General features: G+C 47.8%; 20 protein-coding genes, 1 tRNA gene and 1 pseudogene. 4 read left to right on the forward strand and 18 right to left on the reverse strand.

Going from position 1 to position 23,579, the window contains the following annotated elements:
- Positions 1-131: 131 nt before the first annotated feature.
- Positions 132-251 (forward strand): annotated as a pseudogene (locus CWE07_RS10955) (IS110 family transposase); the annotation flags it as partial.
- A 477-nt stretch (positions 252-728) separates the two neighbouring features.
- Here the strand turns inward: CWE07_RS10955 and CWE07_RS10960 are convergent.
- The 14 genes from CWE07_RS10960 to CWE07_RS11020 form a co-directional block, all read right to left on the reverse strand.
- Positions 729-2,717 carry an ATP-binding protein gene (locus tag CWE07_RS10960; RefSeq protein WP_111570577.1) on the reverse strand — a complete coding sequence of 663 codons (1,989 nt, stop codon included), beginning with the start codon at positions 2,715-2,717 and terminating at the stop codon, positions 729-731.
- Positions 2,717-3,226 carry an ABC-three component system middle component 4 gene (locus tag CWE07_RS10965; protein ID WP_111570576.1) on the reverse strand — a complete coding sequence of 170 codons (510 nt, stop codon included), beginning with the start codon at positions 3,224-3,226 and terminating at the stop codon, positions 2,717-2,719. The genes CWE07_RS10960 and CWE07_RS10965 overlap by 1 nt, the downstream gene beginning before the upstream one ends.
- A complete protein-coding gene (locus tag CWE07_RS10970; protein ID WP_111570575.1) occupies positions 3,219-4,454 on the reverse strand; it encodes an ABC-three component system protein in 1,236 nt (411 codons plus the stop codon). The genes CWE07_RS10965 and CWE07_RS10970 overlap by 8 nt, the downstream gene beginning before the upstream one ends.
- A gap of 141 nt (positions 4,455-4,595) precedes the next feature.
- Positions 4,596-5,039, reverse strand: coding sequence for a toll/interleukin-1 receptor domain-containing protein (locus tag CWE07_RS10975; RefSeq protein ID WP_111570574.1), 444 nt, complete (start codon positions 5,037-5,039; stop codon positions 4,596-4,598).
- A gap of 109 nt (positions 5,040-5,148) precedes the next feature.
- Positions 5,149-5,574, reverse strand: a complete 426-nt coding sequence (locus CWE07_RS10980) for a hypothetical protein (protein WP_126819003.1) — start codon at positions 5,572-5,574, stop codon at positions 5,149-5,151.
- Positions 5,575-5,710: 136 nt separating this feature from the next.
- Positions 5,711-5,938, reverse strand: coding sequence for an HTH-like domain-containing protein (locus CWE07_RS10985; RefSeq protein WP_111570572.1), 228 nt, complete (start codon positions 5,936-5,938; stop codon positions 5,711-5,713).
- Positions 5,939-6,040: 102 nt separating this feature from the next.
- Positions 6,041-6,409, reverse strand: coding sequence for a 4-fold beta flower protein (locus CWE07_RS14720; protein WP_420836548.1), 369 nt, complete (start codon positions 6,407-6,409; stop codon positions 6,041-6,043).
- Positions 6,410-6,467: 58 nt separating this feature from the next.
- Entirely contained in the window at positions 6,468-7,157 is a 690-nt protein-coding gene (locus CWE07_RS10990) for a competence protein CoiA family protein (RefSeq protein ID WP_111570571.1), read from the reverse strand.
- Between the two features lie 114 nt (positions 7,158-7,271).
- Complete coding sequence (locus tag CWE07_RS10995; RefSeq protein ID WP_111570570.1) at positions 7,272-7,505, reverse strand: hypothetical protein; 234 nt, start codon at positions 7,503-7,505, stop codon at positions 7,272-7,274.
- 97 nt (positions 7,506-7,602) lie between these two features.
- Positions 7,603-7,905, reverse strand: a complete 303-nt coding sequence (locus tag CWE07_RS11000) for a type II toxin-antitoxin system RelE/ParE family toxin (protein ID WP_111570569.1) — start codon at positions 7,903-7,905, stop codon at positions 7,603-7,605.
- Positions 7,902-8,183 (reverse strand): type II toxin-antitoxin system Phd/YefM family antitoxin, encoded by a 282-nt coding sequence (locus CWE07_RS11005; RefSeq protein WP_092592439.1) that lies wholly within the window; start codon positions 8,181-8,183, stop codon positions 7,902-7,904. The genes CWE07_RS11000 and CWE07_RS11005 overlap by 4 nt, the downstream gene beginning before the upstream one ends.
- 540 nt (positions 8,184-8,723) lie before the next feature.
- Positions 8,724-8,799, reverse strand: a tRNA-Ile gene (locus CWE07_RS11010).
- Between the two features lie 247 nt (positions 8,800-9,046).
- A complete protein-coding gene (gene ltrA, locus CWE07_RS11015; RefSeq protein ID WP_111570578.1) occupies positions 9,047-10,315 on the reverse strand; it encodes a group II intron reverse transcriptase/maturase in 1,269 nt (422 codons plus the stop codon).
- A 694-nt stretch (positions 10,316-11,009) separates the two neighbouring features.
- Positions 11,010-13,976: an ExeM/NucH family extracellular endonuclease gene (locus CWE07_RS11020; RefSeq protein ID WP_111570038.1), complete on the reverse strand. Its 2,967-nt coding sequence runs from the start codon at positions 13,974-13,976 to the stop codon at positions 11,010-11,012.
- 285 nt (positions 13,977-14,261) lie between these two features.
- Here CWE07_RS11020 and CWE07_RS11025 point away from each other — a divergent pair, with 285 nt between their 5' ends.
- Together CWE07_RS11025 and CWE07_RS11030 are read left to right on the forward strand one after the other, a co-directional pair.
- Positions 14,262-14,753 (forward strand): hypothetical protein, encoded by a 492-nt coding sequence (locus tag CWE07_RS11025; RefSeq protein ID WP_111570039.1) that lies wholly within the window; start codon positions 14,262-14,264, stop codon positions 14,751-14,753.
- A 178-nt stretch (positions 14,754-14,931) separates the two neighbouring features.
- Positions 14,932-15,138 (forward strand): helix-turn-helix transcriptional regulator, encoded by a 207-nt coding sequence (locus CWE07_RS11030; protein ID WP_111570040.1) that lies wholly within the window; start codon positions 14,932-14,934, stop codon positions 15,136-15,138.
- 37 nt (positions 15,139-15,175) lie between these two features.
- Here the strand turns inward: CWE07_RS11030 and rpoD are convergent, their stop codons facing one another.
- The 4 genes from rpoD to CWE07_RS11050 all read right to left on the reverse strand — a co-directional run bounded on the left by rpoD (position 15,176) and on the right by CWE07_RS11050 (position 20,079).
- The gene (gene rpoD, locus CWE07_RS11035) at positions 15,176-17,011 is read right to left on the reverse strand and encodes an RNA polymerase sigma factor RpoD (protein ID WP_111570041.1); all 1,836 of its coding nucleotides are present in this window, start codon (positions 17,009-17,011) and stop codon (positions 15,176-15,178) included.
- Between the two features lie 126 nt (positions 17,012-17,137).
- Positions 17,138-18,883 carry a DNA primase gene (dnaG, locus tag CWE07_RS11040; RefSeq protein WP_111570042.1) on the reverse strand — a complete coding sequence of 582 codons (1,746 nt, stop codon included), beginning with the start codon at positions 18,881-18,883 and terminating at the stop codon, positions 17,138-17,140.
- 138 nt (positions 18,884-19,021) lie between these two features.
- Positions 19,022-19,237: a 30S ribosomal protein S21 gene (gene rpsU, locus CWE07_RS11045; protein ID WP_111570043.1), complete on the reverse strand. Its 216-nt coding sequence runs from the start codon at positions 19,235-19,237 to the stop codon at positions 19,022-19,024.
- Between the two features lie 131 nt (positions 19,238-19,368).
- The gene (locus CWE07_RS11050) at positions 19,369-20,079 is read right to left on the reverse strand and encodes a PilZ domain-containing protein (protein WP_111570044.1); all 711 of its coding nucleotides are present in this window, start codon (positions 20,077-20,079) and stop codon (positions 19,369-19,371) included.
- Between the two features lie 389 nt (positions 20,080-20,468).
- Between CWE07_RS11050 and CWE07_RS11055 the strand changes: the two genes are divergently transcribed.
- Positions 20,469-23,543, forward strand: a complete 3,075-nt coding sequence (locus CWE07_RS11055; protein ID WP_157983267.1) for a serine/threonine-protein kinase — start codon at positions 20,469-20,471, stop codon at positions 23,541-23,543.
- Positions 23,544-23,579: the final 36 nt, after the last annotated feature.

Consider the following 23,579-nt stretch of genomic DNA (forward strand, 5'->3'; position numbering starts at 1 on the left):
AACGGTGGTCATCGCCACAGAAGACGGTCGACAGTGGAAGCTGCCTCCCGGTTTAGTGCGCTCCATCCGCGAAATCTAATACGGCAAGCCTGCGCGCCGTCAATAACGCCTTCAAATGAACGCTTACCTTTCAAAAGCGCATGAGCAAAGCTAAAGCTTTGTCTGCCCTAGCTCACAAACTAGGCCGTGCCGTCTATTTCATGTTAAAGAACGAGAAAATATTTGATGAAAAACGCTTCTTAACGAGTTAGTCACGCAGCAGGATGATGATCAACGTCTAACTGGATCATGACGGAGTATGCTGAAAACCGGTGTCTGCTGACTGGGTATGCAACCCTCAAACCGAATTTCTACACCCACTACGAAGCCCGTCGCTTTGATTATCCATCCTGCTGGCATGCATCAATACTCTGAACGAGTGCGCATACACCGATGCTGAACCTGAAACTAACTGGGACTGGCTGTAACCCGCATTTTGATAAGGACAGATACCGGTTAACCGATGACTGTCTAGTGCCCCAGATCAACCTGCACGGAGCAACCCGGTTTGGCAGTGGTTAAACCACACTAAGAGAGCCTCAATAGATGTGTGCTGCAAGCCACCAACAGCCAACGATGACAGACGAAGCAGGCTCACTGGCTCAAAGATTAGGTATTAGCCGCCCCTCGGCGGCCAATAGAAAATTAATGTCTATCAACAGGATGAAGGCTCATAGGTATTACATTTCTCATTTCTTAGGGACCGAATCCCAGTCATCGATGAGACCTATCGGAAGCCCATTGATACCGTTAGATCTATAGTGGGCTATTTCAAAACCTTTGTTTTCGTACACAACATCACGAGGCATGTCATTATCAACCAATATAATCTGACAGAGCTTGCCTTTGCTATCGAACTCTTCAGCAACTGCTACCAATGCATTGAATAAATTTCTATATTTCTCTGGATCTGCCACACCGTCGACATCATTTTCGCTGTCAATTTGACTGTCTTCAGAATCTTCAGGAGTTTTCCCCAGAAACTTTCCTACTGTGTCGATCATCAATAATCCTGGAATATTTGTCTCTTTACGTAACTTCTGTAGCAAAATTGACGCCAAGTATCCGATAGAGACAATTGTTCTAAGTCCACCTGAATTAATTCTCCTGTATTCAATATTTCTGACTTTTGGAAAAAACGTCTTTTCGTCTATTCCTACTCCGTGGTGGTTTTTAATCTTTACCTGCTGAATAAATTTATTGATATCTGTTCCTAGACACTTCAAAATATTATCAAGTGACGGGGCGTCCTCCTTAAGCTCATCCAATTTAATCTTTAGTTTCTCGATCGTCCCTTCTAGGCGACCTATTTGGTCAGCGAGTGCGGTTTGCTTGTTCCTTACTCGCAGAGAGTGAACTGCTTTTTCTCGACGTTCGTCAAGCTGTGCTAATTCTTTGACTATTGCGTCTCGCTCGGCTAAATACGGGGAAATAGAGTTTGAAAGATCTTCATCCATTATTTCTCTGGCTTTCCTTTTCTCCAGATATAAGTCTGTAAGGAGGGAGCTGGTGGATTCCAAATCTGATCTGTTATCAGATATCAACTGTTTAAGATCTTTTGACCTCCTCTTGATCGATGTCAGCTCATTTTTTAAACGAGTGTCGCTCGGGATATCAAATTTTTCGGAAATTTCACCAACATCGATAATAGTTTCGCAAACAGGGCAATTTGTTTTTTCCTGAAAATCTCCACCTATAAACTCTTTTGCTGATAGGCTGGATTCAATTCTATCAATGTCATTTTGGTAATCGTTTAGGAGCCGGCTAAATCGTTCAATGTTTCGTATAGCGTTACTCTTTGCTTCTTCTTGCTGCTCAATATTCAAATTGATTGTGTTTAGTGCATCTTTGAGACCTTCATATAGTTCATTGTCGCTCGTCATTCGTTTGTTTAAATCTGAAAGTTGATCTTTCACTTCAATTTTTATATTGTCTATGTTGCTTATTTCTTCATCTAAATCTTCAGCGCATTTAAATCCAGTTTGAGACAAAAAGTGACTTACAGCGGAGTACTGGTTTGCAATCTGTGCCTTCTCTTGTGTTTTTCTTGCTATATCTACTTCTATCTCGGATATTCCGGAATCAAGAACATTAAATATGTACTTAAAGACTTCCCTATTTTTTGTTTCAAGTACATGATTCCCAATGTTTAGCATGTGAGCGCTGCCAACATCGTCTTGATCCAAGTAAATAAACTTAAACAAGTCTAGGAAACTAAGCCTGGCTGTTTGTGATGAATCTTTTGTTGGGGCCTGCTTTAATCGAACAACAGGAAGTTCTAGAGCCTCAAGAATAAATTCGGAAAGACTTTTATTGTTATCGTCTCCTTTGGCAATACTAGATTTGTACTTTTCGGGAAATGAGTTTGATATTTCAGAGTACTTACAAGAATATACGTCAATATCTCTGTCGGGATTGAAAATATCCCTACTGATGCAGTAGGGTTTTCCATTTGCGGTTATCTCAAGTACTGCATACTTTACTGATGAAGAAATCTCTTCGTCTATCTTGATTTGCTTTCCACCAAGAAGATAGTAAACAAGCCTGAGTATGCTTGACTTTCCTGTGTCCGCATCACCGTAAATTATATTAATTCCTGGGTTAAATTTAACTCGATAATCTTTTCGATGCCCGATTAGTATTAAATTTTTTAAAAGTAAACCTTGAGAGAGATCCATTACATCCCCTGTTTTAATACTGTGTTTATATACCCATTGAGCTTACTAGGGCTCTGCGATTGAAGCGATGAAAGTTGTTTAATAAACAGTTTTATCTTTCGGAAGTACCCACTCTCTAGTTTGCTTACGATATACTTTCCGGCATCCGTCAGCTCAAATAAAAACCCTTCTGAACTAGAGTATTCAGATGACAAATATTTTTTAGATGAAAGTATTTTTATCATGATCAATAGGCGTTCTCGATCAAAGAGTTCGTCGAGATTTACAGAAAGTGTGTCCACGGTGTAATAGTCGACATCATCGATGGCGATTTGGCGCTTGTTAGCCAACATTAGCACTTTGTTCAAGAAGGATGGCTTAGTGACTAGGAAGTAGAACGATTGAATTTTGTCAATTGTTAGTACTTTCTTGTTTCTGGAGGTTTGGGCAAGGCTCCCGAGTATCAAGAGAAGTATACCTAAGTTATAGTGCAGCTCCCGTTCTGGCTGGATAAATGGAAGTTTATTCACCTTTACCCTCCTCCGCCAAGAGATCTGTAAGTGAGTCTGCTGCGCCGTCTTTTATCCACCAAATATTTTCATCTTTTGAATTCGCGAGTTGGTGGAGCATTCCTTGTTTGTGGATGGCGTTTATAAAAAGAATAAACGTTTCTAAAAAATTGTTATCTTCTTTAATGATTGTTTCATGTACATCCGCTAACAATAGTCCAGAATTTGGGATGCCGTCATGAATATATTTTGTGTAGCTATTCTGATAAACCTTGCGTATTTTTGCATATAATTCAGCTAGTCGCTTTTGATCCGAAGCGCTACTAAATATTTTCCTTATATACTCTGCATTTAGAAAGGCTTCCTTGGCCTCTCTTATTGTGGTGTTGTGTATATCAGCAGAGATTAATTTTAAGACAAAAAGTTCATCTTCAAATTCTGTTTCATCTTCAAGCTTTTTTAGTTCGAGTGTCGATATCCCAGGATCGTTCTTTTCAAAATCTAATATTATTTGTTTGACGGCCATGACGATCGTGCTTTCGGGGTTCTCGGGTTTCGTAATGCTGGTGTGATCTTCATCCACTGATATCCCATCCGACCTTTCTTTATCTATCGGAACGGCGCTTGTTTTTTTGACAACAGAGTCATGCACACCGTAGAAATATTTTGTGGCTGGCCTCAAGCTAGTCTTTAGCCATTCATCATTTATCTTGTGAATAAAATCATTGAGTGGTGAAAGTCCTTCTATCTGAAGGTTTTCACTTATCAATTTTCCAAAAGTTGCTGCCTCTGCTCCTTGGTGGGGTACAGCCAATGAGATAAAGAGCTTGATCTTTGATGGTGTCTTTTCTTCAATATCTTTTGTAATAGCACTTTTGGTTACCAATCCGCCCATGCTATGAGCAACAACGATAATATTATCATATGCTTGTAGTTTGAATCGGATTTCAGTTCTAAGTAAGTTTCCGATTTCCTCAATGCTTATATTGTTAGCCAGTTTTCCATGTGAAGTTACGAACATACGCTTAACAAGCTTAGAAAATTTACTCGCTTTAGCAAAAAGGTTTAGTAACTTAGTGAAGTATGAAAAGTGGGCTATGTCATAATTTTCTGATATTTTCAAATCATCGGAGAATAATTCAGGGAAAGAGCGTGCGTCGCCATTCCTCCAGGTCGCCTCTCCTCCGCAAAATCCATGAACAAATAGGATTAAGTTCTTTTTATTTTGCTGAGATATGAATTCAATCACTTGGCTTTTCCTTTATATGAACGACTAACATCTTTTACCTACTTCCTTTGACAACTCTGCCTAAACCTGCCGTGAAATGTAACGCCGTGGTGACGATCGGCAACGAAGCGCAGCGTAGTTGGCGTGCCGTCGACCACCTTGTTAGCTTCCAATTTGATTAACTTTTTCAAAGACGGACTCAGCCACTTCGAGGCTAGCAATATCAATATTATCCCATGTTGAAATGGGCTTACCATCTGTGGGCAACGCCTGTAATTCGCCATAAGGTGAAGCTTGCCAAGCACAAGGACGAAGAATAACTGGTATTACAAATGCTTCGCCACTCGTATTCCTTTTCAAAGCTTCCTGGCCCTCAATTTCATAGCAATATTTTGACGCAATAAAGTGCGGGCTCAGAAAAAGTAGAATGATTTTCGCATTTCTCAAACGGTCATCGATTGTCTCTTTCCACTGTTCCCCTGGTGGAATCATACGATCGTGCCACTTTAGCAAATGCCCTTCCCGCTCATAGACGATCATCTGCCGTCTAACTTCATCCATGAGCTGCTCATCTTCGTGTGCGTAAGAGAAGAATATTTCGACCATACCTGCTCCTTAATGAAAGCTAACACCCTAGTATAGGCAAATGGCTAAACCACTCATCCTGAAACGGACCTGGGCGGCTAAACTGATTTTCACTTTATTTTGGCATGTTTCAGAAATAGAGATGAGCTCTAAATGTTTTTGCTTCTTCGTGAATTTCCAGTCTCAGGTCATGCGAATCCTGTTGGATTCTATCTAGACGCTTTTTTAACTCGCCTGCATACCCCCAATCAAGGTTGCCCATAGGGTCTAAACAGTGCGCGATTGCCTTATGGCTTAAGTAATTCCTCTCGCTTTTGAATTTATTCAGTTTCGCAACTAATTTCTCGTTATCTGTAAGCTTTCTAAATGTCGTTATCAGTCTTTCAAGAGAAGCGTCTTCTACATCCTCACCGCTAAGTTTGAAGACAAGCTTGCCGTCAATGCATTTCCGTGCGAGTTCATAAGACTCTGATATATATAGCTTCAAAACTTCCTCGACCAACTGACAGCTAGAAAGCGCTTTAGAAACTTCGATATGAAATCTATCTTCATCCATTTGCAGATTACTCATTCGCTGGAATTAAGCTAACGCTTTGCTAAACGGCGAGCGTTAGCGAGTCCAGTGGAGGCCACGCTTTTTGTGGCCGCAACGATGTTTAAGCAACTTGTTATCACACATTCCATACAGCGATCTAAGAACCCCTCTCTGCGATAATTTGGGCCACTTTCAGGCCCTTCCTGAACTCAGTTGCGTAACTATCATTACGCCCAATGGCGCTAGCAAATTCAACGGGATCAATGTGTTTAAGCTGATCGGCGTACTTGATTACAAGATACATGTTAACTGCATCTTTATTTTTCGAGAGAGCTGCATGAGCTACCTCTGATTTTATATGAGCCAACAATTCACTTGTATTCATATTAAGATCCCTGATGCTAAGTGTTATAACGCCGTGCCCAGCGGCGAGCGTAAGCGAGTCCGGTACCCGTAGGCTGCGAACTGATGCACCTTGTTAGAACCATTACTGCCCAAGCCAAGCGAAGAAGGACTCATTTGCCCAACCTCCGGAAGGAGTTGATGGGCGAGAAGGTCTCGACGGCCTAGATGGTCTTGAAGGACGTGAAGGACGAGACGCTCTTGATGCACGTGAAGGTCTTGAAGGGCGCGAAGTCCCGGCTACCGATTCCTTCGGATTCCATGCTACCGGCTGCCCAGCCTGATTTAGGCACAACAATCCATTAACTGGACCGAGCCAATTGCCGCTACCACTAGACCATGCATGACCATTACGGATATACGCAACCCAGTTCATATCTGTATCGAAGATATGATCATTTGGAGCAATCCAAGCAACTAAGTCACAGTCTTTATCAAAAAGTGGGTAAAGCACATTTACCTCCTTGAAGTTCTAACGCCGCATTCACCGGCTTGTCCGGTGCAATGCTATGTTAAGCCTTGCCTTGTAAAACAGTGACTGCATATTCACTATCAAAAAATTCAGGCTTGGCTACTCCCTGCATATATCGCTCAAAAAACTCAGCTTTTGTAATGAATTGAGCCACCATCTTTTTATCATAAATCCAAACATGCAACAATTTGTCGTTAGATTGGTTAAACTCTAAAAATAAATTAGTTCTAGTATTACCTGCCAAGTCCCAAAGCCAAGTTCTTTTAGGTTTCCAACTGACCTTGTATCTCCCCTCACGGTCTGGTTTACCATCTAAGATAAACCTTTTCCTCCAAAATTCTTGAATATCTACAACCCAAATCACTCGTTTTCCTGTTTCACGCTGATAAAATTCTACTCGTTCACGTGAATCCCTAATATCAATAATGCTTCTTTGTATTTCAATTACAGTTTCGTTTGAACCTAATATGTCAGCCCTATGCTCATTATTATTACCAAATATAACTTCACAATATTGATCTTGGACTGGTGTTTTCCAGGTTAAGTGCCACTCAGACTCAGGCTCATATCCGTTAGGAAAGGTAGGAGCACCTCCGATATAAGCCCAATATTGCCTAAGAAGTCCAACATGAGCTTTGACTGGTTGCTGCGTCCAAGGGCAAGCCCCAATTGCTCCGCTAGTAGCCTGTTCTGCTCTTTTGCGTTCCCCATTGTGAATTGCTAGAAGCATAGTTATCCTTAGACGCTTAACGCCCGAGCACAGCGGCACGAACGCAGTGAGTGTCCAGCGCCGCAGGCGCGTGCTGATGCGACTGGTTATGTGAACGATTCAAATAAACCCGCCTCAACCTATTAAGCTGTCGATGCCATCAGCTTCAATGGTTCGTTTCACTTCATCTAGCGCAGCCACATCAGTCTCAAATTCGTCATCCCAGACCAGCGAGCTATTCGATTCATCGATAACTTCCAGTATCCAGCCACCCTTATCGCCACGGTAGATATCAACCTGGATAGCCTTACCATCCACTGTGATTGGCTGCGACAAGGGACTCATTTCTAGTTCAAACTCTTCTGCCATTACTTAACCTGTATACGATAAATAGTTCACATAACGCCCGAAATAACCGGCGTGCTTTAGCACGTCCGGCGCCAACGGCGCGTAGTTCATTGACTTGTTATGTTTCATCCACACCGAACTCAGAGGCTTTCAATAACTGACTGCTGCGACGAACCGTTAGAATATCCACCTGATTTGTTATGCTATAGATAACTCGGTAAGAGCCAAACACCACTTCTCGAATACGCTGCAAACGCACCTCAGGGACGACTCGTCCACTCTCCGGAAATTCAGCTAAGCGATCGACGCAAGAAAATAAACCATCAACCCAGTGTAACGCCGCACTCGGCTTATCTTCGGCAATGTATTGAGCGATACTTTCTACGCGCTCTAGCGCAAGCGGAGACCAAACTACCTTCATTGAGCTAGCTTACTCAAAATGCGTGATTTCGCATCTTCATGCGAAATTCCGGCACCATTAGCGATTTGCTCTTCAGCGCGGTAAACCTCTTCGAGCACTTCCAAGCGCTCTTGCATCTTTTCGTATTCTTGAACATCAACCAGTACTGCAACCCCGCGGCCACGCTGTGTTAGTACCATCGGACGCCGCGTCTCATGGATTTGCTTCACAAATTTTGCAACTCCGGCCCGAAATTCAGATAGAGGTCGAATATCTTCGTCTACACGTACTCTTGTCATTGGCATCACCTATGTACAACTCAATGTACTTATAAATGTACGTTACAGTCTAGGATTTCGCAAGAAAAGGATTGCCGAAACATAACATTTGAATAGTGCGCACGCTCGGATTATCGCTCATGGCTAATGAGCAAAAATAAGTCATGTATTTGATCTGGCAAAGGTATTTCAAAGAGGAGGCTCTTTCCCTAGGAAAACAAACTGAGCATGCTCGTTTAGCTTGTACGCTTTGCCTGATATCCGTGGCGTCGCTGTTTATGCTATTGACCTTACAGAAGTTAATTTAACTGGGCAAGTATAAATATGCAGCGATGGGACCATCAACGAGCAGTGGCTTGAAGCATTTCAGCGACTAAGCAATGATGAGGACGCTGACCGATGTAGAAAACGACTATAGAGCCACAAGGTCATCTACGCTAAACTCACCCCATGAGGTAAGTTACTCGAAGCGCAAAAACCTAACTAGACCCCATACTTGACCTCAAGGTTTAATCGCGGTTTTTAAGGAACCAAGAAAATGACGCAAGTCATTGAAAAGATTGGTGGCCCCTCCCAGATTTGAACTGGGGACCAACCGATTATGAGTCGGGTGCTCTAACCACTGAGCTAAGGGGCCATTGCTGCGAAGCTGTGTTGAAGCTTCTTAGGTGGGTGCTTTGTTCAAGCCGTGGGAGTATAAAGTAACTGCCCACAAATTGGCAACTTTTCGGCGCTCACCATGGTTCAATTGGTGATTAATCGAGCAACGCGTATCGCCCTGCCCCTTAAACCAACTCACACAGCGCAACACCATCGAGTAGGAGGAGGCCTCACGGCCTCCGTCCTCTCACACCACCGGGCATACGGTTCCGTACCACGGCGGTTCATACGTTACATTTGAGCTGATGATAACTGTCCATCAGCGATATTAAACCGAGTCTATCAAACAACTTCTTCGGTACCGCATGATTCATGTGCGACGCACCTGCATTCCACCATGGACCACGCCCATTGGTGGTGCTTAGTACTGCACGTTTCTCGGCAATACCGAGCCGCATCAACATCCGTGCTCGGGTTAAACCCCGTTTCCATTGTCGCCACAGGATCTTCCTTAAATGGCGGCGAAGCCAGCCATCCAATTCATTGAAGATACCTTTGGCATCCGCGTGATGGAAGTAGTTTATCCAGCCACGCAGTTTAGGCGCGAGTTCGTTCACCGTTTTGCGGATGTTCCAGCCCTTGGCCATGCGAAGCAGTGCTTTGAGATTGCTTTTAAAGCGCTTTACGCTTTTGTCGGCAACTTTGAGCCGGATGTTATAGTTCCGGCTACACTCCGTGTAGCCAAGGAAGCTGCGCTTCCAAGGCCTGTCGGCAGCACTCTTTCCACGATTGACCTGAAGCTTCAGGCGCTGTTCAAGGAACTTCGTTGTTGAAGCGAGCACTCTGTGCGCGGCGCGCTCACTGCTCACATAGATATTGCAGTCATCCGCGTAGCGACAGAAGCTATGGCCTCGTTTCGTCAGCTCCATGTCCAGTTCATGCAGCAGGATATTCGACAGCAGCGGCGAAAGCGGTCCGCCTTGCGGCGTGCCCTCTGTTCGTGCTGTCGTAACGCCATTTTCCATGATGCCTGCCTGTAAGTATCGGCGTATCAGTTTGAGTACGGTTTTGTCTTTGATAACCCGGGCGATTCGCGACATGAGAATGTCGTGGTTCACCCGGTCAAAGAACTTCGCCATATCAATGTCGACCACCCAGCGTTTTCCAGACTCCATATAATCCCGGGCTTGATGCACCGCTTGCGCGGCGCTCTTACCCGGCCTGAAGCCATAGCTGTGCGGCGAGAACATCGGCTCAAACTGTTCACTCAATACCTGATGCATTGCCTGCTGGATAAGCCGGTCTATCACGCATGGGATGCCCAGCATCCGCATGCCGCCACCGGGCTTGGGTATCTCTACCTTGCGCACCGGTTGCGGTTGATAGCGACCCTCCAGCAGTTGTTGTTTGATGTGCTGCCAGTGTTGTTGCAGATAGCCTTTCAGCTCGTCCGTGGTCACACCGTCTACCCCCGGAGCACCCTTGTTCCGGCACACTCGCTGGTAGGCTTGCAGCATATTCGACCGTTCGGTTATCGCTGACATTAAATCCATGTCAGCCCCGCTCGGAGTTGTTCTGGTTGATGCCGTGATGCACTGCACAACCCAAGCATCCCGCGCAGGCTTCTGGCCTTGCGGTTTGGGTCGGGTGAGGTTTTCCTCTTGCTGTGGTATGTAACATCATCGAATCAACAGGCTCCGATTCGTAACCTATGTTCAGCCCTTCAGCTGGCGGTAACCAGCCTACTACGGCCTCGGCTGACTTCTGCTGCTCCATCCTGATACCTCACAGCATCAGTAGCTTTAAGCAAAGCAACAGACCTCCCAGGGTAATGCGCGTGACGTTGTTCGGCACATCCATGTGCCTCTCCTTTCAGGCTTACGCTCAAATTCGTTCCAGACGAATTTGTCCCACTTATGCCTGCCGCATCTACGTTCATAGTTTCCGTGTAAGTACTGGGCTTTAGCAATATTGGCTACCTCACCCACTATAGACGCCTCGTATGCGGTTTCTGTTCGTCAGGCCAGTGGTTTGCTTGCCGCTTCCTTCAGATTTCACCTCGCGGTGAACACCCTTGCGGTTCAGCTAGTGATTCCCCTTACCGGGCTCACAGAGGACTCTCACCTCCCAGTCATCCTGTCAGCACCACCTGCATAGGAACAGCGCCGTCAAGGCGCTACGCGCCATGCCTGGCGCACCAAATAAAAAGGGCCGCAACAGCGGCCCTTTAGCGTTCTTAATGCGTTATTAGCACTGTGGTACAGGGCGTCCTGGACGGTTCACTTGGCCTGGAGGGCAGCGACGCACTGTCATGTCAATCAACAGCGGGTCGTGGTCAGACGAACGGAACTCATCGGCTTGGTAGAAGTTGGCTGGCTTGTCTAAGAACCCGCCAGGCAAGCTACCTTCACTGTAGTTAAACGCCGGAATTTCATCACTATTGACGTTCCAGTACACCGCACGCAGTACTTGATTGGCTAAGCTTGGGCTGGCTAAACCGTGGTCTAAGCTGCCGGCTTGGCCCATGAACGTATAGCTATACACATCCGGCTCACCATTGTTTTCAGCGAATGCTAAGTTGGTGTAGCCCGCGTCATACAGCGTGGTCATTGGGTCTTCCATGCCATAGGCGTTAAAGTCGCCTAAAATCAGCTGGTTGACTGTGCCGCCTTGGGTTGGGTCGCTGGCTAACCAGCGCGCCAATGCGGCACTTGAGCGTGTACGCCATTGGTTCCAACAGGCTTGCCCGTCATTTTGGTCAGCGTCTGGGCCGCTGCTTGGACACGAAGCTTTCGAGCGCAAGTGGACATTCACTGCAGTGAAACGCCCGCCGCCCAGCACTTCGAAGGTTTGCGCTATCGCAGGACGTTGGCGCGAGGTGTCAAAATCAGGGTCAACACTGTCGTCTAGCACAGCTAAGTCGCCTACTGGTGTGGCACGGCGTGGACGATAGATAAACGCGTTCTTAATCGCATCTGTGCCCAACCAACCGCTGGCAATGTACTGCCAGTTGTCACGCGGGTAAGCACGGTTGAGTGCGTCAACCAGCACGCTTAGCGTGTAGTCGTTGGCGTCGTTCTCGACTTCAACCAATGCCACGACGTCGGCATCCATCTTACCAATGGCGGCGGTCAGTTTAGCCAGTTGACGTTCCAGCTCGCTGTCTGTGCGTGCACCGCGACAACCTAAGTTGTTCGGGCCACAAGTCGCGCCACTGCCTTGCAAGGTGGTGAACAAGTTCTCGACGTTGAAGCTCGCAACGCGCAGTTGGCCACGACGATTTGGCACCGCTGGGCGTGGGTTGCTTTGGGTATTAAATTGTGGGTCTTGCTCTGCACGCAGGCGATATTCGCTGAAGCTATAGCCCATAAAGCCGCGAAAGCCTGCTGGCACAGTAAAGCCGGCCCGAATTGGGTTGCTCGCCGATAATTCGCGGACGCCATCAGCACCGGTTAACAACGGCAAACGGTTTGAACCGCTACGTGCGTTGTCGATAATTAAGCGGTCTTTGTCGTTGGCAGCTTGCAACGCGCGCGCTGGCTCACCCGGCAAGACCACTTGTGAAGGTTGGAACAAGCGCTGCGAAGACACAAAGATTTCACCAAAACGCACGGCGTTGAATACATCGGTAACCACCAACTCTTGCGCGGTTTCAACCCACATTCCTTCAAGTGCTTCCAGCTCAACGTAATCGTTAATCGGTAACTGCACATAGGCAGGGCTGACACGATCCAAGTGATTGCTTGCGCACAACTCAACCTGGCTTACATTGGTCAGTTGGGTTTCGCTAAATTGCTCAGCGACCACACCTTCCACGCGCACCACGTCGCCTGGGTAGACACTGCGGCCAAAGTTATTGTCGTACACAAAAATACCTTCAGACGTTAGCGGGTTATTGTCGTGCATAGCGTCTGGCATTTGCATAAAGAAGCCGCCGAGGCCACCGTCTTGGGTGCTTTGGAATGAGCCAGTCACGATACCTTCAACTTGCACCAATGCGCTTTGAATTGGGCTTTGGAAGCCTTCGCCTTGGATGCGATGAATCGGCAGCGCTGGCGCACCACACACGAACTCACCGCCAAAGTCTAAATCGACATTTGCCGTCAGCTCAATTGCACTGACACGCCATGTGCCGCACTCGCCTTGGCTATAGCTGCTGCGTACGGCAATATAGCCGTAGCCTTCAAGGCTTTGAAGTTGGTCGAAGCCTTCAAAGCGCTGCGGCACGTTATTGCGGTCAAAGTCGCTCGCAAGAATAACGCCTAACGGTTGCCACTGGCTTGGGTCAATGTTGCCCTCGCCTGCGTAATCTTGGCTGTAGTAGATTTCGAGTGGGTTGTCGCCTGGGAAGCCGCGGGCGATATCAAGTGCCAAGCGCTCGTCTTGCTGCTGTGAGAAATCAAAGCGTGGTGAAATTAACCAGTTGTCGTTGACTTCGCATTGGCCGCCAACGAAAGGTGCGAATGTGATGTTGCTAAAGCCACTGTCCCATTCCCAACGCTCATTGCCAGACACGTTCACTTCATACCAACCTTGGTTGAACGGGTCGCTACTAAAGTCACTGTTATACACGGTAATACGGTCGGCATCCGCGCTGTTGGTCGCGCTGATCAGTAAGTTGTCAAAACGATTATTACCGCTTTGGTTACTGGCACCGTCTAACGTGATACGGAAGAATACGTTGGCTTGGTCGTTAATTTCCGTCACTGACGATAAGTCATAACTGCGTAATGACCATGAAGCGCCAAGCGCGCCGGTGTCGGTGTCTACAACAGTGTAGTTGCTGCCGTCAACGGACCATGCAAATTCACGGCGATTAAAGCCGGTTGCGGTACCACGCTGGGTCCAGCTGACGTTAATGTCTTGCAGGTCTTCGGTGGAAACCTGCATAACAATCGACATGCCATTGTTGCTACTACCCGCGCCGCCCTGAGGTGATAAGGCGCCGCCACTTGGGAAGCCTGGCAAGGCATTTTGGGTGGCTCCCGCAAAGTTCTGAATAAACTGATACGCGCCGTTTTGCACGCTGTCGTTAAAATCCGTTAAATACAGGCTGCCGTTTCCTACGTCAGCCGGTAATGGGAATGAATCCGGGGTATATCCGTTTGTACCGTCGGCTAATACGTTGTCGTTATGTGCCCAGTAAGCAATAGGTTGCGATGCCAGCGCTGGTGCGCTGAGCGCCAAAGTGGCAACTGTGAGTAGAACTCTCATCAGTGATCTCCGGTGTTTGAATAGTAGGTGCGTCAAGCTGGCTGCCGTACCTCGAAACCCGGAAACAAACCTAGCGCGTGTTAAAACGTGCGAATGTTAACCCATTGTTATGGCGTTTTGGTTACATTTTCCACCCGGACGAGTGTTAAAATTGGGTTAAAATTAAAACCCCGTATAAATCAAATACTTGACGTGTTTCACCCATAAAAATGTAACCCTAGGGTTCCACGATGTGGATAAATCGTATACATTTGAAACCTTAGGGTTACATTTAAGGGGAATCACATGAATAAAGTATGGAATCCAAATGCGCAGATGGCGGGTTTACGCTTCAGTGGCCTTTTTGCTCTGACACTTTCGCTCTACTTTGCTTACATCATTGCGCTCAATGCACTTCATATATATGCACCCACCTCACCTCTGTTAGACCCAGGGTGGTTTCAACACGTACCATTATTGCCGATAGTTTTGAGTCTCTGGATTATGTGGAGCTATTTGCGCCAGCTTAAAAAGCACAATGCTGGCGGATGGCAGGCGATGCTAGTCATTATTCGCGATGAGTATGCATTAAGCGTGTATCGCAAGGCTGGCGCGCAAGCGTTTTTAGTTGTGATTCATCTATGCTTGGTGCTGTTTTACTTAAGTATACTGCAGCCCGAATACCCACGTTTACTAGGCTTGGTAAATACTCAAGCCTCCATTGCTCTGCTTATTTTAAGTTCAGGTATAGTGTTTGGCATCAGCATTATGCGCCAATTGAAAGAGGAGGACGAATAATGCAACCCAATCTAGTGTTAACTCAATTGTCTGCTTGTGCACTGGCGTTAAGAGCCACTGCTAGTATGTTCGGTAGCCACCCTTATGCGCCAGCCGCCCACCTGATTGCGAAGTGTGCGTTTGCGATAAGCATTAGCTACATAGTCTGGACAGAGCTAAAATGGTTTTAAGGTGATGCATGAGTGATGAAGTCGTCAATACACTAGCCCAATGGCGCAGCGACGCAGGGCTATCGCAACAAGATCTCGCTGATGCCATTGGGGTGTCACGTAAAACCATTAGCACCATAGAGCGACGCAAGTTCACGCCATCGGTGCAAATAGCGTTGAAGCTAGCGCGGCATTTCGGTTGCGGTGTGGATGATTTATTTATGCTTGGTGATTAGAATATAAAAAAACCCGCCGGATGGCGGGTTCTTAGTGTTATTCGTCGAGGAAGCTTTTTAGCTGCTCGCTGCGGCTTGGGTGGCGCAGCTTGCGTAGCGCTTTGGCTTCGATTTGACGAATACGCTCACGCGTAACGTCAAACTGTTTGCCGACTTCTTCCAACGTGTGGTCAGTATTCATATCGATACCGAAACGCATGCGCAGCACCTTGGCTTCGCGTGCAGTCAAACCACCTAATACTTCGCGCACTGCATTCATCAAGCTTTCTGATGTCGCTGCGTCCACTGGTAAATCCAACGTGGTGTCTTCAATAAAGTCGCCTAAATGCGAATCTTCATCGTCACCAATTGGGGTTTCCATTGAAATCGGCTCTTTGGCAATTTTTAATACCTTACGGATCTTATCTTCCGGCATCATCATGCGCTCAGCCAATTCTTCTGGCAGCGGCTCACGCCCCATTTCTTGCAGCATTTGGCGAGAAATACGGTTTAGCTTGTTGATGGTTTCAATCATATGCACTGGAATACGAATGGTCCGCGCTTGGTCAGCAATTGAACGCGTGATTGCCTGACGGATCCACCACGTCGCATAGGTTGAGAACTTATAGCCACGGCGGTATTCAAACTTATCCACCGCTTTCATCAGACCAATGTTACCTTCCTGAATTAAATCCAGGAATTGCAAACCACGGTTGGTGTACTTTTTCGCAATTGAAATAACCAAACGTAAGTTCGCCTCAACCATTTCTTTCTTGGCGCGGCGAGCCTTGGCTTCGCCAATCGACATGCGACGGTTGATGTCTTTGACCTTAGTGATGGTAAGACCGGTTTCTTCTTCAATCGCAACCAACTTACCGACACAGCGCTCAACTTCGTCACGCTGCTGCTTTAAGCCTTCAGCCCATGGTTTGCCAGAATCTGCGAGCTTGTCAAACCATGCCATTGAATTTTCGTTGCCTGCAAAGGCTTGGACGAAGGTACGCTTTGGTACTTGCGCATGTTCAATCGCGTGTTTCATGATGATGCGCTCTTGAATACGCACACGGTTCATCATTTCGCGCATGTCTGCCACTAAGCGATCGAACTGCTTAGGCACCAGACGGAATTGCTTAAATAATTCGCTTAGCTTGTCGATTTCAACCCGAGCACGCTTGTCGTCACGGCCATACATACCAATGATTTCGCGAGTGACTTCGTACTGGTCGCGCAACATCGCGAACTTTTGACGCGCAAATTCTGGGTCAATACCCGTATCTGCCGCATCGTCGTCTGAATCGTCATCATCTGAATCGTCGTCTTCATCTTCTAGCTGATCGTTCGACAAATCAGAGCCGATGTGCGTCGCGCTTACTGGCGCTTCATCAACTTCGTTCGGGTCGATAAAGCCAGAGATGATTTCAGTCAGGCGAATTTCTTCCGCTTCATAGGCGTCCCACTGCTCGAGTAGGAAGTTGATCGCTTCTGGGTATTCTGCCACCGAGCACTGAACTTGGTTGATACCTTCTTCAATGCGCTTAGCTATTTCAATTTCACCTTCACGGGTTAACAGCTCAACCGTACCCATTTCACGCATGTACATGCGCACTGGGTCGGTGGTGCGGCCAATTTCGCTTTCAACAGTTGCCAGTGCAGCGGCGGCTGCTTCTGCAGCATCTTCATCTGCACTGTCTTCACTCATCATCAAGTCATCAGCATCGGGCGCACTTTCGAACACCTTAATACCCATGTCATTGATCATGCGGATGATGTCTTCGATCTGATCCGAATCAACGATATCTTGCGGTAAGTGGTCATTAACTTCTGCAAAGGTTAAATAACCTTGCTCTTTACCTTTAGCAATAAGGAGTTTTAATTGCGACTGCCGAGTCTGCATACAGACGTTCACCTCAAAAAATGACTTGAGAATTTCATGGAATGACCAAGTAGTGTACCAAAAGATACGCTTTGCGGCCAGTTTTAGTTTATCTTTTATCCTTGCTAAGCCATGAGGGACGCGTATCTAACGGCGTTTCAGCAGCTTAAGAATTCGATCTATTTCTTGTATTTGCTCACGCCCCAACTGGCTAGCAGTGAGACTTTGCAATGTTTGTAAACGCTGCTCTAAATAGGCATCGATTAAAAACAAAAAGGTTTCCGCGAATTCCTTTTCAATGTTTTCTTCGATAACGCCATGCTGCCAACTGGCCAAACGGCGCAAACTATCGGCGTAGCGAGTGTCGCGCCAGCTTTCTAATAGCTGCGCGGTGCTTAAATCGCGCTCGGCACACTGGCGATGCAAGGCCACAAATACTTTACTGCCCTCAAGCTTTAGCTGCTCAAGCTCGGGGTGCACCGCGACCGTCTTGGCCAAATATGGGTATTGCACCATTAATCCCATCGCGCGCAATATTGGAGTCATTTTTGGCCCGCTGGCTGGGCGCTGTACCTTGGCTTTCTCGGGTGCTGGGACCAGTTGGTCGAGCTGTGCCGGGTCGCGCCCCAACAATTGGGCCAAACGGTTCATTAATAAGTCACGATAAAAATCACTGGCCACTTGGCCTATCAATGGTTTGGCGGTGCCCACTAAACGTGACTTGCCTGCGTCCGTGGTAATATCCAGTGTATCGAGCAAATGTTCAAAGAAGTAATCGGTCAATGGCCGCGCTTGCTTAAGCTGCTCTTCAAAGCCTTGCTTGCCTTCTCGCTGCACCAAGGAATCTGGGTCCTCGCCGTCAGGCAGGAATAAGAAACGCATATCGATGCCGTCTTTCAATAACGGTAATGCGTTCTCTAATGCGCGCCACGCCGCATCGCGACCCGCACGGTCGCCGTCAAAGCAGCAAATGACTAACGGTGTATGGCGAAATAGTAACTGCAAGTGCTCGGTGGTGGCCGCCGTGCCAAGGGACGCTACGGCGTTGGTGACACCATGCTGTGCCAGCGCCACGACATCCATGTAGCCTTCAACAAGTACCGCGCTGTCAATTTTCTGCTCGGCTTGCTTCATTTGCCAGAAACCATAGAGTTCCCGGCCTTTATGGAAAATGCGCGTTTCTGGTGAATTCAGGTACTTTGGCTCGCCTTTGTCTAAGACTCGCCCACCGAAACCAACCACACGCCCACGACGATCGCGAATGGGAAACATAATACGATCGCGAAAGAAGTCATAGCGGCGGCCGTTATCGTTCTCGGTGATCATTTTCAGCGCCAGCAACTGACTCTGAGCGTCCTTGTGGCGCCCAAACTGTTTCATCACCGTGTCCCAGGCATCTGGGGCATAGCCGATTTCAAAATCTTTGACGATCTGGCCGCTTAAACCGCGCCCTTTCAAATAATCGATGACGCGCTGTTTATCTGGGTGTTGGCGTAACTGGCTGGCAAAAAACTTCGCGCAAGCGTCCATCAGCGCATAGTCATCGGCTTGCTGTTGCTTATCGACTGGCTTACCGCCGCGCCCGCTGCTTTGTTCGCGTGGCACGTCGACGCCTAGCATAGCGGCGAGTTCTTCCACTGCATCAGGAAAGTCTAAGCCATCATATTCCATGAGGAAATCAAGGGCATTGCCATGCGCACCACAACCAAAACAGTGGTAAAACTGCTTGTCCGGTGCCACGGTAAAAGAAGGCGATTTTTCATTATGGAATGGACAACAGGCTTGGTAATTACGCCCCGCCTTTTTTAACCGCACGCGAGAATCAACCACCTCGACCACGTCGGCGCGGGCAATTAAGTCTTGGATGAAATCTTTGGGTATTAGTCCAGCCATATGTGTCCAGCCACTTATTCCAACTTTGCCAACCTATAAGGCAAAAAAAAACCGTGCTGCTGAGCACGGTTTCTTTGCCATTGTACGTCTGCCTGGCTGGCCTTTTCGGCGCCAGAACAGGACGCCGGAAAGAAAACCTTAGTACAAGCGAACGCGACGAGCGTTTTCGCGCGCTAGCTTTTTAGCGTGACGCTTTACAGCTGCTGCTTTCTTACGCTTGCGCTCAGAAGTTGGCTTCTCGTAGAACTCGCGGCTGCGAACTTCTGACAAGACACCTGCTTTCTCACACGAACGCTTAAAGCGACGCAATGCTACGTCAAACGGCTCGTTTTCTTTCACTTTAATTACTGGCATTAAAATCTCACCTCAAGATGCTTTGCTGCTGGTTACATCGCGATTGCGCAATAAATAACCACTTCGAATAAAATTGGTGCTGAATTTTAAACAAATAAATGGGCGGTGTAAACCCCAAGATCTGATTTCGATCAGTCATTGTCCTGAAGCATCGCTTGAATATGCTTCGAGCTCAGGATCAGCGCCCCTAAAGAGGCGCGATAATCGCGGTTTTTGGTGTCGATAGCAAGCCCAAACTGGAATAATTTATCGCCTGCCTGACGACAGCTTTTAATTTCACCGATAACTCGCGCAATGGTTTTTCCTTGCTGGTCAACAAACACCATGTCGGCGAGTTGCCCCAAAAATGCTTCACGCGGAAAATCGAAATCGGCGACGCTCTCAAATGCGATACCGTCTAACGACAAATCGGTCACGCGTCCGGCTAAGCTATCAAAATGCTCCGGCACCTCTTTTGGGCGTGGTAATTCCTGGGTAAAGGTAAGTTTGGCGTCAATATCAACGGCCACTCGCGGTACTTTGCGTAACGAGCGCTCTTGCATGGAGTCTGGGGCTGTCAAAATCAATTGGCGAAAAGGGCGTGGCACTAGGCCGATAAACTGGGTGGACGCGGCAAACACTTGGCCTTCACGCAACACGCCCCGCAATACCACGGCGGTGCAATTGGTAAACCAATTTTGAATGTCTAACCAATTATATCGCTTGGGCAAGTCAATGATGAGGTATTCGCCTTCGCGCTGGCCAACCCAAAGGCCCCGAATACGATGGTTATGGGTACCCATGCGTATTTCAATGTCGACCGGAATAGAGCGCATGGCACCCGCGATACTGTAATTTGCCATTCAATGCCTTTAGCTGCCTAGCATCCGTCTTGTGCTAGCAAAGTTAACAGGAAAGTTTATGTATTTTAGGGGGAATCGCTAAAGCCTGCAACGCAAGCTGGTTAGTTTTCAGTTGTATCTGCACCTTGATTGAAGTGGAGAGAGGCGGCAGCACGTCAAAGGCTGGTAGGTCCGAACATGCATAGTGCCGCCCCTCTCACACAAGGTGGACTGCAAATGTTGCGCCACAGAACGCATAGCCAAATAAATGGCCAAAAGCCGTAGTAAGCACTTACAACAAGCTTAGAAACGCGCCAAATGACGTCAATTAACGTTTGGATATGTAAATAATGCGTAATTTTGTTAATATATTGCGCGCGGTAGAGAGGTTTAAATTTGCAAGGGCGAGCATGGCAACATCTTTCGACGATCAAGCGACAATGATACCAGGTAGCGACACAGAACCATCAACGCCAGTCATCAGCTCGCAATTTCCCTTTCCGATTAATCCACGTTACCAAGCGATTGAACTTATTGGACATGGTTCGTCGGGGGCGGTGTACCGTGCTTACGACCAACAGCTTAAGCGTGAAGTCGCGATTAAATTTATCCATCGCTCACAGCGTCTGGAGCGCCAACGCTTGCTCGCAGAAGGGCGTGTACTCGCCCAGTTTAGCCACCCAAATATTTGCCGTGTTTACGAAGTGGCCGAAGAGGGTTACGCGGTCTATATGGTGATGTCGCTAATCAAAGGGCAAACCCTGGACCATTGGCGCGAGCACTTTAGCCAGCGTCAATTGCTTGCCTGTTTGGTACAAATTTGCGATGCCATTGCTGAGGCGCATCGCAAAGATATTCTGCATTGTGATATTAAGCCGAGCAATATTGTTATCCAACCTGACGTGACACCGTTAAGTGCGGTATTGGTTGATTTTGGGATTGCCGATAGCCAGCACTATGCTTCAGCTTCAGGCATTGGCACCGAGCACTACATGGCACCAGAGCGCTTTGAATCGGACTGCAAGCCCACTCGAGCGATTGATATGTACGCACTGGGTGCAACCATGCGCGTATTACTCACTGGTGAGCACGATAATCAAAGATTAGCCCAACTACCCACTGATTTACGCCTCATTATTAAGCAATGCTTACACCCCAACCCCGAACAACGTTACACCGACGCGGCTGAATTAGCCGCAGACTTGCGAGCATACCTTGAGTGCCGCCCAATATCGCTGCGTCACGGCTTGGGGTATCGAACCAAACGCCTGTGGCAACGCCATCGCTGGCTACGCATTACCAGCGTCTTTGCAGCCAGTACCGCTGTAGCGATAGTCATCGGGCTTGGCTTTTACCGCGCAGAGATGCAACAGCGACAATATGAGCAGGCTCAACTGCATACGGAAGCGACCCGCTTAGAAGGCCGCATTGATTCCATTTATCGCTCACCACCCCACGCAGCTGCCGCAGAGCTGTCGGCCATGCGCGCGGCGGCAAAACGCTGGATAGACCAAAGTGCAGATGTGCCACAGTGGATGGCGGCGCGCCATTATGCGGCCGCAGGCGTCATCCTGGCGAGAATGGGCTATCACAATCAGGCGCATGCGGCGTTACTCGAAGCCTGGGCGCTGGGCGAGCGATCTGACACCACTGCCATGGCACTCGCTTCAGTGCACCAAAGTTTATTTACTATCGCGCAATCCCAGGCACTCAACTTACCATCTGCCAGCCAACGCGAAGCGGCGTTAGAGCAAGCCCATCAAGAGTTTCGCCAACCAGCGCTCGACTACCTGAATCAGGTCAATCACACTGAGTTACCTGCGGATTACTTACGCGCTATGCGTGCTTACCTAGAAGGCGATGAAGCCCAAGCTCGACGGATTCTGGTTTCTGGCAGCTTTCCTGCTTGGTTTTATTTACACTATGACTTCCATCTAAGCTTGCTTCAGCGCCAGATGATTGCAGTTTTGCTTGGACGCGCCGACGGTGACATCGTTGCTTTATATGATGAGCTACAGCAATTATCGGCTCGACTACTCAGTTTCACGCCCTCTTCCTCAGCCAATTACATCACCCTGGCCTCCGTATACAACCAGTTGAAGATTACCAAACCCAGTGCACTTCCTTACGCGGATTCTGATTATCTAGCGCGCGTTGATACACTGCTCGCCGTGGTGTCCACCCTTGACCCAGAGCACCCGCACTATCATCTTAATATGGGTGGCCTGCTGATTCGCCAGCTTAGCACTCAGCCCAGCGAGCAGGTGCGTACAACCATCACTCGGGCAACCCGGCATTATGAATTGGCTATTCGGTATGCCCGCCAGCGTGATTTACCTGAACGCACACGCACGGCTATTTATTCAGCATATTTAAACGCAATCCGTAGCGCTAGCACTGAGCTGGCTAATTTAGGCTTTAGCACTGCTTCATTACAGCAACGTTACCAGGAAATCAGCCAACGCATACCCAGTGAGCATCAAGGTGCGCAATTTCATTTAGGGGAAGCACGGCGCTACCGCCATTTAGCGCAGCAAGGTATTGCTGCAGAGCGAGACCACCATTGGCAGTTGGCAGTGGAGTCAGCACGCACCGCCCATGCCATTGCGCCGAATACACCAACTATTCAGGCTAACTTAGGTTTAGAGCTGAGTCACCGTGCGGTGTTTTTACCAAATACTCAAGCATTGCCCATATTACGCGAGGCCATCGAGCATTTTGAAGCCAGCTTGCAGCAAGTTGGTCAAAATCCCGCTATTTTTTACAATTATGCGTACACAAGTTTTCGAGTGGCAAAGCGTATGGCGCATACCGACCCTGATTATGAACGCGTGCGTTCAGAGGTGTATGCATTGTTCAAAAAGGGTATGGCGGAGTTCCCGAACATCGACTTTTTCAATCAACTCGCCGCTGATATGGTGCTTTATAATCCACCGCCCGAACTCGCGCAGCTATCTGATACTGAACGAGCTGAATTTGCGCTTAAACTGATAGCTAAGAGTAGTCAACTCAATCCTGGTTTGAGCCACATCCGCAACCTTGTGGCACACGAACAACTTTGGCGCTTACGTCAAACACCCGAGGATCTCACCCGCTTACGCGAGTTAATTCATACCACCTTCACAGCGCAGTATCGGCGTGCCTATCCTGTATCCACAGCTTTAGTACTGTTAAACCATGATGTGCTGGGCGCTGAGTTCGATGAATACCTTGAAACTTGGGTACAGCAGATCCCAGATGCGCCCGCGTTACGAGATATCAGCCTTACACCGCGGCTACTGGAGGCGCTTGTAAGTGCTTTATTACAACAAGATACTGAAGACTTGGAGCTTGTCTGCGCAGAGCTTAGCCAGCGCGATCTGGGCAGTTTACTACCAGTCAGTGACTGGTACCTTGCAAGTCGCACATCCGCAGTGGCGCAGCGTTTCGGTATCGAGCGTTGCAGCGCGCCTCAATCGACGCACCGAAGCGTCAATTCGCTATGAATAACATACTATGCTTGTTATTTATTTGTGGTTTAT

Source organism: Aliidiomarina maris, from assembly GCF_003987335.1.
GTDB classification, from domain to species: domain Bacteria; phylum Pseudomonadota; class Gammaproteobacteria; order Enterobacterales; family Alteromonadaceae; genus Aliidiomarina; species Aliidiomarina maris.